Below are 15,130 nucleotides of genomic sequence, written 5' to 3'. Positions count from 1 at the left end.
TGACTACTCGGAGTTGTCGGTGCGTGGTAGAACCTGTTCTAATATTGCACGTTCGAGGCGGCAGAATGAAAGGGGCTGCGGCGCGCGGCTCCCAAATCGCATTTTCGGTGCCAGCGATTAACGTGTAGTTGACCAACTGCAAAAACGGTCAACAGCAGAAACCAGGGCCCACCGGGCGCAGAAAACGAAAGAGGTCGTCCACTGATGGCAAGCCCGAATCCCACCGGCGGTTCGGTCAGCGATGCTGCCGTCGGTACCGAGGTCGACCTCGGCTCCAACGCCCAGCGTGAACGCAGGCGCCGCATCCTCGACGCGACGCTTGCCCTCGCATCCAAGGGTGGCTACGACGCCGTACAGATGCGCGCCGTGGCCGATCGTGCCGACGTTGCCGTCGGAACCCTCTACCGCTACTTCCCGTCGAAGGTGCATCTGCTCGTCACCGCCCTGGCCCGCGAGTTCGAAGGCGTTGAAGCCCGCGCCGACAAAACCCGCCTCCGCGGCGATACCCCGCTCGAGCGTCTACGCCACGTCCTGGACATGATCACCCTTGCCATGCAACGGGATCCGCTGCTGACCGAAGCGATGACCCGCGCATTCATGTTCGCCGACGCATCTGCCTCCGCCGAGGTCGACAAGGTCGCGAACATCATCGACCGCCTGCTCGCCAACGCCATGGTGGAAGGCGAGCCCGGCGATCTCGACCTCAAGATCGCCCGCGTCGTCTCCGACGTCTGGATGTCGAATCTGGTGCAGTGGCTGACCCGCCGGGCCTCGGCCACCGACGTCACCAACCGCCTGGAGCTGACGATCACGCTCCTGCTCGCCGGCCGCGACAACAAGGACGCCGCAGCGCAATAGCCGCAAAAACACCCGTTCCAGTCAAAACCACATGTTGCAACGTGTGATTCTGACCGGAACGGGTGTTTCTGTCTGTGCCTGCAAACAAAGAAGGGGCGCAACCACTTTCGTGGTTGCGCCCCTTACTTTGTATCGACTACTTCTCGGAGTCGCCGGTCTTGGCCAGCTCCACCGGGGTGTCGGGAAGCTCGATCGGCCTCTTCGAACCCTTGAAGGTGAACTTGACGTCTTCGCCGTCGTCTTCGCCATCCCAGTTCTCGACGTCGACGAGGATGATCTCGCCGGCACCGATCTCGTTGAACAGAATCTTCTCGGACAGCTGATCCTCGATCTCACGCTGGATGGTGCGACGCAGCGGCCGCGCACCCAGGACGGGATCGAACCCGCGCTTGGCGAGCAGGCTCTTGGCCTTGTCCGTCAGCTCGATGTCCATGTCCTTGTTCTTCAGCTGCTTCTCGACACGGGCGATCATCAGGTCGACCATCTTGATGATCTCGTCCTTGGTGAGCTGATGGAACACCACGATGTCATCGATACGGTTGAGGAACTCAGGCCGGAAATGCTTCTTGAGCTCGTCGTTGACCTTCTGCTTCATCCGCTCGTAGTTCGAGCCCTCGGCGCCGGACTGGGAGAAGCCCAGACCCACGGCCTTGGAGATGTCGCTGGTACCGAGGTTCGAGGTGAAGATCAGGACGGTGTTCTTGAAGTCGACCGTACGACCCTGACCGTCGGTGAGACGGCCGTCCTCGAGCACCTGCAGGAGCGTGTTGTAGATCTCCTGGTGTGCCTTCTCGATCTCGTCGAACAGCACGACGGAGAACGGCTTGCGGCGCACCTTCTCGGTGAGCTGGCCGCCCTCTTCGTAGCCGACGTAGCCGGGAGGGGCACCGAAGAGCCGCGACGCGGTGAACCGGTCGTGGAACTCGCCCATGTCGATCTGGATGAGCGCGTCGTCTTCGCCGAACAGGAAGTTCGCCAGCGCCTTGGACAGCTCGGTCTTACCGACACCGGACGGACCGGCGAAGATGAACGAGCCGGACGGGCGCTTGGGGTCTTTCAGACCGGCGCGGGTACGGCGGATCGCCTTGGAGACCGCCTTGACCGCTTCGGTCTGGCCGATGATCCGCTTGTGCAGCTCATCTTCCATACGGAGCAGACGCGTGGTCTCTTCCTCGGTCAGCTTGAATACCGGGATACCGGTCCAGTTACCGAGGACCTCGGCGATCTCGTTGTCATCGACCTCGGCAACGATGTCCATGTCGCCACTGCGCCACTGCTTTTCACGCTCGGCGCGCTCGGTGACGAGCTGCTTCTCCTTGTCGCGCAGGTTCGCGGCCTTCTCGAAGTCCTGGGCGTCGATCGCCGATTCCTTCTCTTTGCGGGCGTCGGCGATACGGTCGTCGAACTCGCGCAGGTCTGGCGGTGCGGTCATCCGGCGGATACGCATCCGGGCGCCGGCCTCGTCGATCAGGTCGATCGCCTTGTCCGGCAGGAAGCGGTCGTTGATGTACCGATCCGCCAGGGTCGCTGCAGCCGTCAGTGCACCGTCGGTGATGGAGACGCGGTGATGCGACTCGTAGCGGTCCCGCAGACCCCGAAGGATCTGGATGGTGTGCTCCACACTCGGCTCGCCGACCTGCACCGGCTGGAACCGGCGCTCGAGTGCGGCGTCCTTCTCGATGTACTTGCGGTACTCGTCGAGGGTGGTCGCACCGATGGTCTGCAGCTCACCGCGGGCCAGCTTCGGCTTGAGGATGCTGGCGGCGTCGATGGCACCTTCGGCAGCACCCGCGCCGACGAGCGTGTGCAGCTCGTCGATGAACAAGATGATGTCGCCGCGGGTGTTGATCTCCTTGAGAACCTTCTTCAGGCGCTCTTCGAAATCACCGCGGTAGCGGCTACCGGCAACCAGCGACCCGAGGTCGAGGGTGTAGAGCTGCTTGTCCTTGAGCGTCTCGGGAACGTTGCCGTTCACGATCGCCTGGGCCAGGCCCTCGACGACAGCGGTCTTACCGACGCCGGGTTCACCGATGAGCACCGGGTTGTTCTTGGTGCGGCGGCTCAGCACCTGCATGACGCGTTCGATTTCCTTCTCGCGCCCGATGACCGGGTCGAGCTTGCCCTCGGCAGCAGCCGCGGTCAGGTTGCGACCGAACTGATCGAGGACCAGCGAGGTCGACGGCGTGCCTGCCTCCGTGCTGCGACCGCCCGTGCCGGCTTCCTGAGGCTCTTTGCCCTGGTAGCCCGAGAGGAGCTGGATGACCTGCTGGCGCACCCGGTTGAGGTCGGCGCCGAGCTTGACCAGCACCTGGGCGGCTACGCCCTCGCCCTCGCGGATGAGGCCGAGCAGGATGTGCTCGGTGCCGATGTAGTTGTGGCCGAGCTGCAGCGCCTCACGCAGCGAGAGCTCTAGGACCTTCTTCGCGCGGGGAGTGAAAGGAATGTGACCGGACGGTGCCTGCTGACCCTGGCCGATGATTTCCTCGACCTGGCTGCGTACGCCTTCGAGCGAGATCCCCAACGACTCGAGCGACTTGGCGGCAACGCCTTCGCCCTCGTGGATCAGACCCAGCAGGATGTGCTCGGTACCGATGTAGTTGTGATTGAGCATCCGCGCTTCTTCTTGAGCCAGGACTACAACCCGACGAGCGCGGTCGGTGAACCGTTCGAACATTGTTCTCCCTTACGTTTCAATGGGTCGAGCTCGGCCTTCGGCTTCGGGTCCAGTCTGACTGGTCCACAGGCCTCGATCTTCCCAGGGTGGGCCTATGCCGACAGCAACATGGAAACGTCACCCTCAGCGGCCTTGGTCTCAGTCTAATGGCCGCAGGTCACCGGCACCGCAGATGTGTCGGCCTGCGCCCCCGGCGGGCCCGGTTTCGGAACCTTCAATTCATCAACACTGCAGCTCGGGCGGGTATTTGCCCTTCGATACGCCGTCAGCGAACGCGGTGCAGGTCATTCGATCGTCATGGACTTAATCAACCGGCGGGTGATATCGAGCATCTCGCGACGCGCCTGGCCGGGTTCAGCAGAGCGCGCCACATACATCGCAGCCTCGTCGATCGCGCCGATCATCACGTGCGCCAGCGGACGTACCGGCTGCTCCGGAACGGCCCCGGTCGAGACGGCGTCGGCGATCAGCGCCTCGACCATCCCCAGCGCGTATCGCTGTCCGGCCTCTCGCCACCGCTCCCAACCGAGTACCGCGGGGGCCTCGATGAGCACGATGCGATGAACCTGCGGGTCGGCGCAGAGCTCGAGCCACGCCGCGGCCCCGACCTCCAAGGCCTCGATCGGCCCGTCGGCGGCCGCGTCCGCGACCGCGACGGCAACAGCTGCCATCACCTCTTCCTCGACCTGCTCGAAGACTGCGGCAAACAACTCGGCCTTGTCGGCGAACTGGTGATAGAGCGCTCCGCGGGTCACGCCCGCCTGCGCAGCGATCGCCTGGGTGCCGACCGAACCGAATCCGTGTTCGGCAAAGAGGACGCGGGCGGCACCGATCAGCGCGGCCCGCGTTGCGGCCGTCCGGTCGGCCTGGGTACGACGATTGACTTCCATGCAGGGTGTATGTAACTTTCATGCCAGGTGTACGTAAGTTTCTTACGGAGGATACCCATCATGGCGACCATCGAGACCACCCTCGGGACCATCGAGTACACGTCCGTCGGCCCCGAGGACTCCACGTCACCGCCAGTTCTCTTCATCCACGGCGCACTCGTCGACGCCGAGCTGTGGCGCGACGTCGCCACCGGCCTGGCTGCCGCGGGGTTCCGGTGCTATCTGCCGACCCTTCCCCTCGGTTCACATCGAATACCGATGAAACCCGACGCGGACTTGAGCCCCACCGGAATCGCGGGCCTGATCCGCGAATTGATCATCGGCCTCGACCTCGACGATGTGACGCTCGTCGGCAGTGACACCGGAGGCGCACTGTGCCAGTTCACCGTTGACGCCCACGGGAAGGACATCGGGCGGATGGTACTCACCAATTGCGACGCCTTCGACACCTTCCCGCCGTTTCCCTTCAATGCCATCTTCTCGCTCTTGAAGATGCCCGGTGCCCTGTCCCCCGCATTGAATCTCATGCGGACCAAGGCAATTCGCCACTCGCCTGCGGGGTTCGGCCTGTTGGCGAAGGACCTCCCGCCCGACCTCACCGAACGCTGGGTGGCACCGGCCCGCAAATCGGCGCAGATCCGGCGTGACATCAGGAGATTGTTCGCGACCATCAGCCCATCCGAGCTGAATGAGGTCACCGGGCGGCTGGGCGCCTTTGACAAACCGGTGACGCTGGCCTGGGGCACCGCGGACAAATGTTTCACACCAAAACTCGGCCGACGCTTGGCCGCCCAGTTCCCCGACGCACGATTCGCCGAGGTGCCAGGCGCGAGAACGTTTGTGTCCCTGGATAATCCAGCCGCGGTGATCGACGAGATCACGAGAATCTCGACGAAGTCGCATAGCTGACGCCTGCGCGACGCTCAGCCGCAACGCCGGAGGTGAATGGCCGGACCCGACTCACCTGGCGCAATGCGCGGGTCGAGGATCCGGTCGCCGCCGTAGTCCCCCGAGGCAAGTGTCCGATAGGGAATCGGTGTCTCCTCGAAGACTCCGCGCAGTCGGCCGGCCAATCGACGGTGCTCTGCATCGACACCATCCCAGCCGGGTTGATCCGTTCCGGCGATCAGGTGCGGTGTCAGCGGCGCGATCCCGGAATACCAGAACGTGCCATGCAGCAACGGGAAGAGAAGCAGCTCGATGTCGCCGTTGAGCCCTCGCGGGGCGAAAGACGACGGCCGGTCACCTGCGGTCACGATCGTCAACGCGCGCCGACCGGCGAGACCGCCGTCCCCCATCTTCAGTGTCTGGCCGGTGACCGGATCTTTGATGCCGAAGGCGAACCCTTTGGCGAACACGCGGTCGAACCACCCCTTCACGATTGCCGGCATCGCGTGCCACCACATCGGGAACTGAACCACCAGCAAATCGGCATCACGCAAGAGTTGCTGCTGCTCGGCGACATCACCGAAGGTGGCACCGGAGAGCTCATCGGGACCGAGGACCGGGTTCCATCCGAGTTCGTGGAGGTCGACCACCGCGACATCCGCGTCCCGCTCGAGGATCTTCGAACCCGCCTGCATCAGCTGGTGATTGAGGGAGTCGGTGCATGGGTGCCCGTGCAACCAGAGAACCTTTTTCGCACAGTGTGACGACATGACCACTAGTCTGCAGCTACAGGTTCGATGGCAACAGTACGTACAAATTCGTCCATAGTGACCGATTGGATAGTGCCCATGCGTCCACCAGTGGAACGCGCAGCGGATGTGTGCCCCGTGGAGGTTTCCATCGCCGTGCTCGGCGGTGCGTGGAAGATGACTGTCGTCAAACATCTTTCGGAACGCACTCATCGGTTCGGCGAGCTCGGCAGGGCCGTGGGCTCGGTGACCCCACGCGTACTCGCGCGACAGCTCCGAGAACTCGAGGCCGACGGCATCGTCGTGCGCACCGTCTACTCCCAGGTGCCACCAAAGGTCGAATACTCACTGACCCCGATGGGGCACGCTTTGCGCCCAATGGTCGACGCGCTGAACGACTGGGGCAAGGCCTATCTCGATCAGGCTTCGACCCCCGGGCCCCACTCGACTATCGGGTCACCAGACCGGTGACGAGCACTGCCAGAGCGCCGGTGCTCACCACTGCCCGGACGATGTTCCACCGCACCCAGGGTTCCTCGAACGCCTCCCGGACCGCGCGCAGGTCGCTGATCCGATCGGGGTCCCCGGCTGCGGCGATCTGATTGTTCAGCGGGATGTTGAAGGCGACGGTGGTGATCAGCGTCAATCCGTACAGGACCGCGCCTGCAACGATCCACCACAAGAGCCGGTGGTCGCGGTAGAGCACAGCAGCCAGGACCGTGAAGCCGAGGCCACCGAAGAAGACCAGCAGGAAGATCGGATTGACGATGGCCACGTTGATCCGTTGCATGACCGCGACAAAGGACTTGTCATCGACGCGCCGGAGACCTGGCATCACGGCGTAGGCGAACGCCGAATACAGCCCGGCCATCAGGCCCACCGTCACCACTCCGAGGACCAGCACCGATTCCCGGAACACCGTCATGACCAGACTCCTTGTGCGGACGCCCTTTTGATCACGTCAAAGAAATCACCGGGTTCGCGTCCGAGGATCTCGCGGACGCCGCCGGTCACCGATTCATTGCGACCGTCGAACAACGTTCCGAACAGTGCCATCACCATGTCTGCGTACTCCGAGCCGACGCCTTCGGCCAGCATCGCGGCACGATAGTCGCCATCGGGAACCGTCACGAATGCGATGTCGCGGCCGAGTATTTCACCGATCTCCGCGCTGGCGTCGGCAAAGCTGAGCAATCGCGGGCCGGTCAGCTCATAAACATGTCCGGCGTGGCCGGTGCCGGTCAGTGCTTCGACGGCGGCGTCGGCGATGTCGTCGGCGTCGATGAACGGCTCACCCACCGGTCCGACGGGCAGCACCACCGCACCATCGCGGATACCGTCCACGAGGAACGCCTCGCTGAAGTTCTGCGCAAACCAGCTGCACCGCAACACTGTTGCGGGGACACCGGCGCGCAGGACGATCTGTTCACAGGCCCGCGCCTCGGGCTCGCCACGACCGGACAACAGGACGAGGCGGTCGACACCGGCTTCGCCGGCCGCAGCAACGAAGGCGGCGATGTCGTCGACCGAGGCAGGCACGATCAGATCCGGCTGGTAGGTGATGTAGACCGCGCCTGCACCTTCGAGCGCGGCCTTCCAGGTACCGCGGTCGGTCCAATCGAAATGTGTGGTCGATGTGCGACTGGCCCGCCGGACCGGCAGACCCGATCGTTCGAGTCGATCTGCCACGCGCCCACCGGTTTTGCCGGTTGCGCCGACCACCAGGACGGGACGTTGATGCTGGAGTGTTGTTGTGTTTGTCATGTAGACCAGTACAGGGGAGCGAAACGAGCGTTTCCATGGCTTATCCGCTTGATTTCATGTGTAATCGTCTTATGGATGCGCTTGGCAGTGTGCTCAATGGACCCCGTGCAAAGGATGCGTTCCTGTTACGGGTGGTGATGTCGCCGCCGTGGTCTGTCCGGATCGAGGACAAGGCTCCACTGACGGTGGTGGTGACCGTATCCGGGACCGCGGCCGTCGCCTTCGACGACGGTGAACAAGCGAACCTGCATCCCGGCGACATCGCGATCATCCGCGGCCCTGACCCGTACACCTTCGGAGACGGCAGTTCCGCGACCACCGCGATCATCGAAGAAGGCCAGCACTGCGTCAGCGACGACGGCGCAGAACTGGCCGACGAAATGTGCCTCGGCGTCCGTAGTTGGGGCAACAGCGCCGACGGCGAGTCCGTCTCGCTGGTCGGTTCCTATGGCGTGGCAGGCGAGGTGTCCGGCCGGCTTCTGAACGCACTCCCCCGGCTGATCACCCTGCATGACAACAGTTCTCCACTTGTCGAACTCCTCGCGGCCGAGATGGTGCGTGACGCCCCAGGACAAGAGGTGATGCTGGATCGACTCCTCGACCTGGTCTTGATCGACTCACTACGGTCCTGGTTTTCCTCAACCGAGTCGTCAGGGTCGAATTGGATTGCCGCCGAGTCGGATCCGGTGGTGGGACGGGCACTGACCCTGATCCACAACAATCCACAACATCCATGGACCGTCGCCGGGCTCGCGGGACAGTGCGCGGTGTCGCGGGCCGTGTTGGCCAAGCGGTTCACCGAGCTCGTCGGTGAATCGCCCATGGCGTATCTCACCGAATGGCGGCTGTCGATGGCGGCCGACCTCCTGGCCGGCGGGGACCTCACGCTCGATGCCGTTGCGGCGCAGGTCGGCTATGGCGGCGCCTACGCATTGAGCGCCGCATTCAAACGAGTTCGGGGTATCAGCCCCCGCGACTACCGCAGGTCCCTGGCGAGCTGAAGCCCGTGATTGGATGGGCCTCATGCTCAAAGGCCGGCCCGCTCCGGGAATCGGATTCGTCGTCTTCCTGCTGTCGATCATCATGGTGGTCACGGTCGGAGCGGTGTTGGCGATGGATACGCCATCCGAAGACACGTCCGAATACGAAGGTGGCACGCTCCGGTCGTATCCGAGCGAACCGCAGGAGCGTTGGAGCCTCGACCTCAGCGACATGCGCACGTATGGTTCCGGCGCCACACCGCTGGTGGCAGGCACCTACCGGGACACCTGGCTGATCTCCTACCCATCGGGCGACGGCACCACCTACCTCGCCATCAATCGCGGCAATGGAGAACGGCTCTGGGCGAAGCCGATCGACGCCGGACTCGGGAGCTGTGCACTCAACGACAAAGGTGAGGTCGGCTGCGCGGTGCGTCTGGCAGATCAGCCGGACGGCTTCTACATCGCAGATCTGGACACCGGAGAACTCGGCTCCGTCTCAGATCTCGACAACACCCAGGCCGTCACCGGATACGGACCCGACTATCTGCGGGTCAACAGCTCCGGCTATCAGGTGAGCCGCAATGCGCCGGACGGCACAGAGATCTGGGCCCGCACCTTTGCCGGCGCCGCAGCGGTCGAGGTGAACGGCACCGTCGCCATCGTGCGGGCGTCGGACGGCACACAGCATCTCATCGATCCGGATACCGGCGACGACAGGTTCGGATGCGCATGCGATCTGGTGGTCTATCCGACCGGTATCGCAGCCCAGTTCACCGAGCGCGGCGCCCAGCGCGTCGAGTTCCTCCGCACCGACGGCACCCAGACGTCGAACAACGACAAACAGCAACTGGTGCCGGGTCCGTCGACCCTTCCGGTCACCACGGGCGCAGGCAGCGAGCAGGTCTTCCAGACCCAGGGCACGTACGCCGCGTTCGATCCACAACAGAAGACGAGGCTCTGGCAGGTCACCGACCCTGAGCTGTCGAAGGTCGGCGCCCGGCCCTGCGGTACAACGGTCTCCTTTGCCCGCAAGGACGGCACCCGGTCGGTCCTCGATCTCGTCTCGGCAGACAAATTGGGGGAACTCCCCCGCGGCGACGCGATGGATCCATCCGCCAACATCGACATCCTCGGCTGCATCGGGCAGGGCGGGAACATCATCGTGTTCGGTGGCAACTCCGCGCTGACTGCCTACGACTTCACCACCGGAGCCATCGCGTGGCAACGGTCGGTGGTCGGTGGACAGCCCGCTGTGGTCGACGGATACATCGTGCTCGAGGAGGGCACCACACTCTCGCTGCTCGCGCCTTCATAAAGAAGTTCTCTGGTTGGGCGTCGGAAAACGGCCGCTACCGACGACTATGAGAATGTGAGCAGCTCAGCGGGTGGCAACCCCCACGACCCGTCCGGCCCCGCGCCGGCCGGTACAGCGCTGCTCGCTCTGTACGACGAGGCCTTGCCTGCGGTGTACGGGTACCTGATCCGGCGGGCCGGTGACAAGAACGTCGCCGAGGACGTCACCTCCGACACGTTCCTGGCCGCCATGGACCGGGCGCGAAGCGACGATCCCGTCGAACCGTCGATCCCGTGGCTCATCGGTATCGCCCGACACAAACTGGCCGACCACTGGCGCAGGATGCAACGCACCCCGACCCCGGTGGAAGAGGTCCCGGACCATCCGGCCGGCGACGAATGGGATGTCCACCTCGACCGGATGCTCGCCGAGTTCACCCTGGCCCGGCTGTCGAGCACCCACCGCGCCGTACTGACGCTGCGGTATGTCGATGACTGCACCGTGCCGCAGTGCGCCGAATTGCTCGGGCGCACGGTCATGGCCACCGAAGCACTGCTCACCCGGGCCAAGCGGGCTTTCCGCGCGGCCTACCCCGACAACACGATGCCCATCGCGAAGGGAGGCCAGTCATGAACGCTCCGAACTCATTTGACCCGTTCACCGTGCTGGCCACAGCCGATGTGCCGGTGTCCCCCGACGCCGACTTCGCACGTCGACTGCGTACCCGCCTGGAGCGTGGACTCGAACTACCCGAAGGAGTCACCATGAGCACCGACATCGGCTCTGCGCCGTCGGCCGAGAACCTCTCGTCGCAGATCCTCACCACCGTGGAACGTCCAGGGGCACTGCCCTATCTCACCGTCGCCGACCCGGCCGCGGCCATCGACTGGTACGTCGCCAATCTCGGCGCCCGACTGCGCGGCGAACCGATCGTGATGGACGACGGCACCATCGGGCATGCCGAACTCCTGATCGGCGGCGGCGTGATCTACCTCGCCGGCGAGTTCCCCGACCTGGGACTCAAAGCTCCCGCGCCACAGGCAGTCTCGATATCACTGATGCTGCCGGTCTCCGACACCGACGCGGTTTTCACCCGCGCCCGCGACGGCGGTGCGACGGTCCAGCGTGAGCCCTATGAAGACCACGGCGCTCGAACCGGTGTGATCGTCGATCCGTTCGGACATCGATGGATGATCACCGGACCGATGTCCGGGGTGAAGATCGAACAGATCCACCGCGGCGACATCGGCTACTGCTCACTGTGGACCACGGACGTCGACCGCGCCGCCGCCTTCTACGGATCGGTCCTGGGGTGGGAGTTCAACGCTGCCACCAGCCAGGTCACCAACCTGTCCCATCGCCTCGGGATCTACTCGGCCCCCGGCGATCCGACCATGCTGTGCGTGTACGCCGTCGACGACATCGATGCCGCCCGTTCCGCCATCGTGGAGGCCGGCGGTACACCAAATCAGGTGCAGCAGTTCGGCTTCGGCGAGCTACTCGACGCCGTTGACAGCCAGGGTGTGGCATTTTCGGTGTACCGGCCGACGGCGCAGGATCCGCGGCCGCCACTCAACGCCACCGGTCACGGCGAGCTCACGTACATGACCCTGTACACACCGGACAGTGAACGGCTTCGCGACTTCTACGGCCGAGTATTGGGATGGACGTTCAACGCCGGGCGCGTCGACGACGGCTGGGAGGTGGACGGCATGCATCCGATGACCGGTATCGCAGGCGGCCAGGATCGTTCGGTGGCGGTCCCGATGTGGGTCGTCGACGACATCGAGGTCGCGGTCGGGCGAGTACGCGACGGCGGCGGCACCGTTCTCAGTGGACCGTCACAGCAGTCGTACGCCATCTCCGCCGAATGCCTCGACGATCAGGGTGCACGCTTCTACCTCGGCCAGTACTGACCCCATCTTGGTGGGTTTTGGTGACGCCCACCTGGGCAAATGCTCGCCAAAACCCACCAAAATCGGGGGGTCAGGGAGCGAGGAATGCGGCGAGGGCGGCGGAGTACATACCGACGTCGGCGCTGCCCATGACCTCACGGGCACTGTGCATCGCCAACTGCGGCGCCCCGACATCAACCGTGTTGAGTCCGGTGCGGGTTGCGGTCAGCGGACCGATCGTCGAGCCACACGGCAGATCGGCCCGGTGCACGTAACGCTGGAGCGGGACCCCGGCCTTGTCGGCCGCAACCGCGAACAGGGCTTCGCCTGCCGCATCGCTGGCGTACCGCAGGTTCTGGTTCACCTTCAATACCGGACCGCCGTTGATGGCGATCTGATGTGACGGCTCGTGACGCTCGGGATAGTTCGGATGCGTCGCGTGGGCCATATCGCCGGACGCACAAGCACTCATCGCCATCGACCGCAGGTAATCTTCCCGAGAACCGCCGCCTGCCAGCACAATTCGTTCGAGTACGGTACCGAGCAGATCCGACGACGCACCCCGGTCCGAACCGCTGCCGACCTCTTCGTGGTCGAAGAGTGCCAGCACGGGGATGGCCGCCGAGGATTCGGATTCGATGGCGTCGATGAGCGCACGGGTACCGGCGTAACAGGTGCCCTGATTGTCCAGACGCGGCGCGCTGACGAGATCACCGTCGACCCCGACGACTCGACTGGGGGCCAGGTCGTGGGTCATCAGTTCCCAGCCGAGGACCTGATCCGGTGCGACGCCGGCGCGGGCGGCAATCCATTCCATGAATCCTGGACCGTCGGTGCCGACACCCCAGACGGCATTGACATGGCGCTGCGGATCGAGCGACACCCCGCCGCGATCCTCCGAGAGGTGGATCGCGAGCTGAGGAACCCGCAGTATCGGTTCGTCGATACGGATCAGATGTTCGCGCAGACCGTCGGGCTCACGGATGGCCAGCCGTCCGGAGATCCCGAGGTCACGATCGAGCCAGCTGTTGAGCCAGGCGCCGCCGTACTTCTCCAGCCCGACCATCCGCAGTCCGGCCGACCGGAGGTCGGGGTTCTGCTTGACCCGCAGGTTGGGACTGTCGGTGTGTCCACCGACGATCCGGAAACTACGGCCGCGAGCAGTGCTGTCCCACGCGACAAGCGATCCGCCTCGGATCACATAGTGCCGACCCGGCTGCGATGGCCACTGATGCTCTTCTTTCAGTTGCCGAAAGTCGTTCGCTTCCAGAACTTTTGCCACCGATTCACAGACATGGAACGGCGACGGGGAGTCATCGATGAAACTGCAGAGGCCGACTGCTTCGGCGGACGTTGTCACCATGTGCGCCTCAGGCGTTGGCGAGGACGGCGTCGAGGGCCGAGTAGAACAGGCCCAGACCGTCGTCGCTGGGACCGGTCAACGCTTCTGTCGCGTGCTCGGGATGTGGCATCAGTCCGACGACCTTGCCGTCGGCACTGGAGATACCGGCGATGGACCGCATCGAACCATTGGGGTTGTCACCGGCGTAGCGGAAGACCACCCGGCCCTCACCCTCGAGCTCGTCGAGCACAGCTTCAGAGGCGACGTAACGTCCCTCGCCTGACTTCAGGGGGACCAAGATCTCGGCACCCTGCTCGAAGCGCGAGCTCCAGGCCGAGGTGTTGGACTCCACGCGCAGCCACTGGTCGCGGCACATGAAGTGCAGGCCCTGGTTGCGCGTGAGCGCACCCGGCAGCAGCCCGGCCTCACACAGCACCTGAAAACCATTGCAGATACCCAGGACCGGCATACCCTTGCCCGCTGCCTCGACGAGCGAACCCATCACGGGGGCGAATCGGGCGATGGCACCGGCCCGCAGGTAGTCGCCGTAGGAGAATCCGCCGGGCACGATCACCGCGTCGACACCCTTGAGGTCGCCGTCACCGTGCCACAGGTCAACCGCTTCGCCACCGGCGATGCGGACCGCCCGGGCGGCGTCGACGTCGTCGAGTGTTCCGGGGAACGTGATGACCCCGATCCGCGCTCCGGTCACGACGATGCGCCCTGCACCCGGGTCACCGAGTAGTCCTCGATGACGGTGTTGGCCAGGAGCTCGGAGGCGATCCGGTCCAAGGCCTCGTCGTCGATAGAATCATCGACCTCGAGTTCAAATCGCTTGCCCTGTCGGACATCGGCGACACCGGCGAATCCGAGTCGACCCAGGGCGCCACTGATGGCCTGCCCCTGCGGGTCCAGGATCTCGGCTTTGGGCATGACGTCCACTACGACTCGAGCCACTTCGGAACTCCTCTTCAGCTGCGGTTTGCTGGACGTAACTCTACCGGCTGAGTGCGGGCTTCCCGGCGGGAGGACCTCCGATCAGGCAACGCTCCGGGCAAGGGGCGGCTCCAGCATCCGGTAGGTCGTCGGCCAAGCTCCTTGCAGCAACGCTAGATCCACGCAATTGATCAGCGCATTGGCCGCGATCGGGTTGTCGAGGTGCTTGGCTGCGACCGAGAGCCGGACGATTCCGCCGCGGCGAGCCACGCGCACGGTGTTCGCGATCAGCAGCCTGCACCACCAGGCATCGGTCCCGAATCCGTCGCCGATGCCGAGGACCCGGGCCCGGAGACGACGCCCGGTGACCAGATCGTCGATCGAGGCCTGGCCCAAATCGGTCCGAAAACCGCGGCCGGGCAGCGCCTGGCGGGCACCCGGCGAGGAGTTCCATCGGGGTGCGGCAAATATCCGCGTACGCAATCCCATTCGTTCGAGAACTCGGTCCGCGGCAAGTAGTCGCAGGTCAGCCTCATGCGCTCCCAGCACTGCGAACTCGGCGCGACGCCTGCGAACCGGGGCCTGGTCATATCCGTGGAGCACGATCGCGTCGTCGCCTGCCCGTCGCTCACGGAGCCATTCGCAGGTCGCGGCGTCGTCGACCAGCCGGAACCCGCCCGCCAGACGCGGGGCGACCAGCAGCGACACCGGTACATCTCGCGCGGCAAGCCGCTCGGTGAAGGCCGCGGCCGTCACCAACGTTTCCGTCCTGATGCCCGAGATGGACACGATGAGTTGTCCTGTCACAGCCATCAGTATCGCCGTCACACATGGTCAGACGGTTGCACCGAAGTGGA

At 64.6% G+C, this 15,130-nt stretch carries 16 protein-coding genes; 7 read left to right on the top strand and 9 right to left on the bottom strand.

The annotated features are described in order from the left end of the window. Positions 1 to 204 precede the first annotated feature (204 nt). Complete coding sequence (gene kstR, locus AC1D75_RS20765; protein WP_495517217.1) at positions 205 to 858, top strand: cholesterol catabolism transcriptional regulator KstR; 654 nt, start codon at positions 205 to 207, stop codon at positions 856 to 858. Positions 859 to 994: 136 nt separating this feature from the next. Here the strand turns inward: kstR and AC1D75_RS20760 are convergent, their stop codons facing one another. Both AC1D75_RS20760 and AC1D75_RS20755 read right to left on the bottom strand, forming a co-directional pair. Further along, positions 995 to 3,532 (bottom strand): ATP-dependent Clp protease ATP-binding subunit, encoded by a 2,538-nt coding sequence (locus AC1D75_RS20760; RefSeq protein ID WP_495517216.1) that lies wholly within the window; start codon positions 3,530 to 3,532, stop codon positions 995 to 997. A 284-nt stretch (positions 3,533 to 3,816) separates the two neighbouring features. Next, a complete protein-coding gene (locus AC1D75_RS20755) occupies positions 3,817 to 4,422 on the bottom strand; it encodes a TetR/AcrR family transcriptional regulator (protein WP_495517215.1) in 606 nt (201 codons plus the stop codon). A gap of 60 nt (positions 4,423 to 4,482) precedes the next feature. Here AC1D75_RS20755 and AC1D75_RS20750 point away from each other — a divergent pair, with 60 nt between their 5' ends. Continuing rightward, positions 4,483 to 5,331, top strand: a complete 849-nt coding sequence (locus AC1D75_RS20750; RefSeq protein ID WP_495517214.1) for an alpha/beta fold hydrolase — start codon at positions 4,483 to 4,485, stop codon at positions 5,329 to 5,331. Positions 5,332 to 5,345: 14 nt separating this feature from the next. Here the strand turns inward: AC1D75_RS20750 and AC1D75_RS20745 are convergent, their stop codons facing one another. Continuing rightward, the gene (locus AC1D75_RS20745; protein WP_495517213.1) at positions 5,346 to 6,080 is read right to left on the bottom strand and encodes an NAD(P)H-dependent oxidoreductase; all 735 of its coding nucleotides are present in this window, start codon (positions 6,078 to 6,080) and stop codon (positions 5,346 to 5,348) included. A gap of 117 nt (positions 6,081 to 6,197) precedes the next feature. Between AC1D75_RS20745 and AC1D75_RS20740 the strand changes: the two genes are divergently transcribed. Beyond that, positions 6,198 to 6,530: a winged helix-turn-helix transcriptional regulator gene (locus AC1D75_RS20740; RefSeq protein ID WP_495517212.1), complete on the top strand. Its 333-nt coding sequence runs from the start codon at positions 6,198 to 6,200 to the stop codon at positions 6,528 to 6,530. On the opposite strand, the gene AC1D75_RS20735 is transcribed toward AC1D75_RS20740, so the two are convergent. Both AC1D75_RS20735 and AC1D75_RS20730 read right to left on the bottom strand, forming a co-directional pair. Further along, the gene (locus AC1D75_RS20735) at positions 6,508 to 6,984 is read right to left on the bottom strand and encodes an anthrone oxygenase family protein (protein ID WP_495517211.1); all 477 of its coding nucleotides are present in this window, start codon (positions 6,982 to 6,984) and stop codon (positions 6,508 to 6,510) included. The genes AC1D75_RS20740 and AC1D75_RS20735 overlap by 23 nt on opposite strands. Continuing rightward, entirely contained in the window at positions 6,981 to 7,823 is an 843-nt protein-coding gene (locus AC1D75_RS20730) for a Rossmann-fold NAD(P)-binding domain-containing protein (protein WP_495517210.1), read from the bottom strand. Before AC1D75_RS20730 ends, AC1D75_RS20735 begins: the two co-directional genes overlap by 4 nt. A gap of 71 nt (positions 7,824 to 7,894) precedes the next feature. On the opposite strand from AC1D75_RS20730, the gene AC1D75_RS20725 reads away from it, so the two are divergent. From AC1D75_RS20725 to AC1D75_RS20710, 4 genes are all read left to right on the top strand, one after another. Continuing rightward, positions 7,895 to 8,824, top strand: a complete 930-nt coding sequence (locus AC1D75_RS20725) for a cupin domain-containing protein (protein WP_495517209.1) — start codon at positions 7,895 to 7,897, stop codon at positions 8,822 to 8,824. Between the two features lie 22 nt (positions 8,825 to 8,846). After that, positions 8,847 to 10,121, top strand: a complete 1,275-nt coding sequence (locus AC1D75_RS20720) for a hypothetical protein (RefSeq protein WP_495517208.1) — start codon at positions 8,847 to 8,849, stop codon at positions 10,119 to 10,121. Positions 10,122 to 10,238: 117 nt separating this feature from the next. Next, positions 10,239 to 10,733 (top strand): RNA polymerase sigma factor, encoded by a 495-nt coding sequence (locus AC1D75_RS20715; RefSeq protein WP_495517669.1) that lies wholly within the window; start codon positions 10,239 to 10,241, stop codon positions 10,731 to 10,733. Continuing rightward, complete coding sequence (locus AC1D75_RS20710; RefSeq protein WP_495517207.1) at positions 10,730 to 12,016, top strand: VOC family protein; 1,287 nt, start codon at positions 10,730 to 10,732, stop codon at positions 12,014 to 12,016. The genes AC1D75_RS20715 and AC1D75_RS20710 overlap by 4 nt, the downstream gene beginning before the upstream one ends. Before the next feature lie 70 nt (positions 12,017 to 12,086). On the opposite strand, the gene AC1D75_RS20705 is transcribed toward AC1D75_RS20710, so the two are convergent. The 4 genes from AC1D75_RS20705 to AC1D75_RS20690 all read right to left on the bottom strand — a co-directional run bounded on the left by AC1D75_RS20705 (position 12,087) and on the right by AC1D75_RS20690 (position 15,080). Next, positions 12,087 to 13,358, bottom strand: coding sequence for a M18 family aminopeptidase (locus AC1D75_RS20705; protein WP_495517206.1), 1,272 nt, complete (start codon positions 13,356 to 13,358; stop codon positions 12,087 to 12,089). Positions 13,359 to 13,365: 7 nt separating this feature from the next. Beyond that, entirely contained in the window at positions 13,366 to 14,049 is a 684-nt protein-coding gene (gene purQ / locus AC1D75_RS20700) for a phosphoribosylformylglycinamidine synthase subunit PurQ (RefSeq protein ID WP_495517205.1), read from the bottom strand. Further along, positions 14,046 to 14,294 carry a phosphoribosylformylglycinamidine synthase subunit PurS gene (gene purS / locus AC1D75_RS20695; RefSeq protein WP_495517204.1) on the bottom strand — a complete coding sequence of 83 codons (249 nt, stop codon included), beginning with the start codon at positions 14,292 to 14,294 and terminating at the stop codon, positions 14,046 to 14,048. Before purS ends, purQ begins: the two co-directional genes overlap by 4 nt. Before the next feature lie 81 nt (positions 14,295 to 14,375). Further along, the gene (locus AC1D75_RS20690) at positions 14,376 to 15,080 is read right to left on the bottom strand and encodes a DUF2334 domain-containing protein (protein ID WP_495517668.1); all 705 of its coding nucleotides are present in this window, start codon (positions 15,078 to 15,080) and stop codon (positions 14,376 to 14,378) included. Positions 15,081 to 15,130 lie beyond the last annotated feature (50 nt).

The organism is Williamsia sp. Y712, assembly GCF_059445525.1.
The sequence above is the reverse complement of the archived record's forward strand: the minus strand, read 5'-3'. Positions and strand labels throughout refer to the sequence as shown.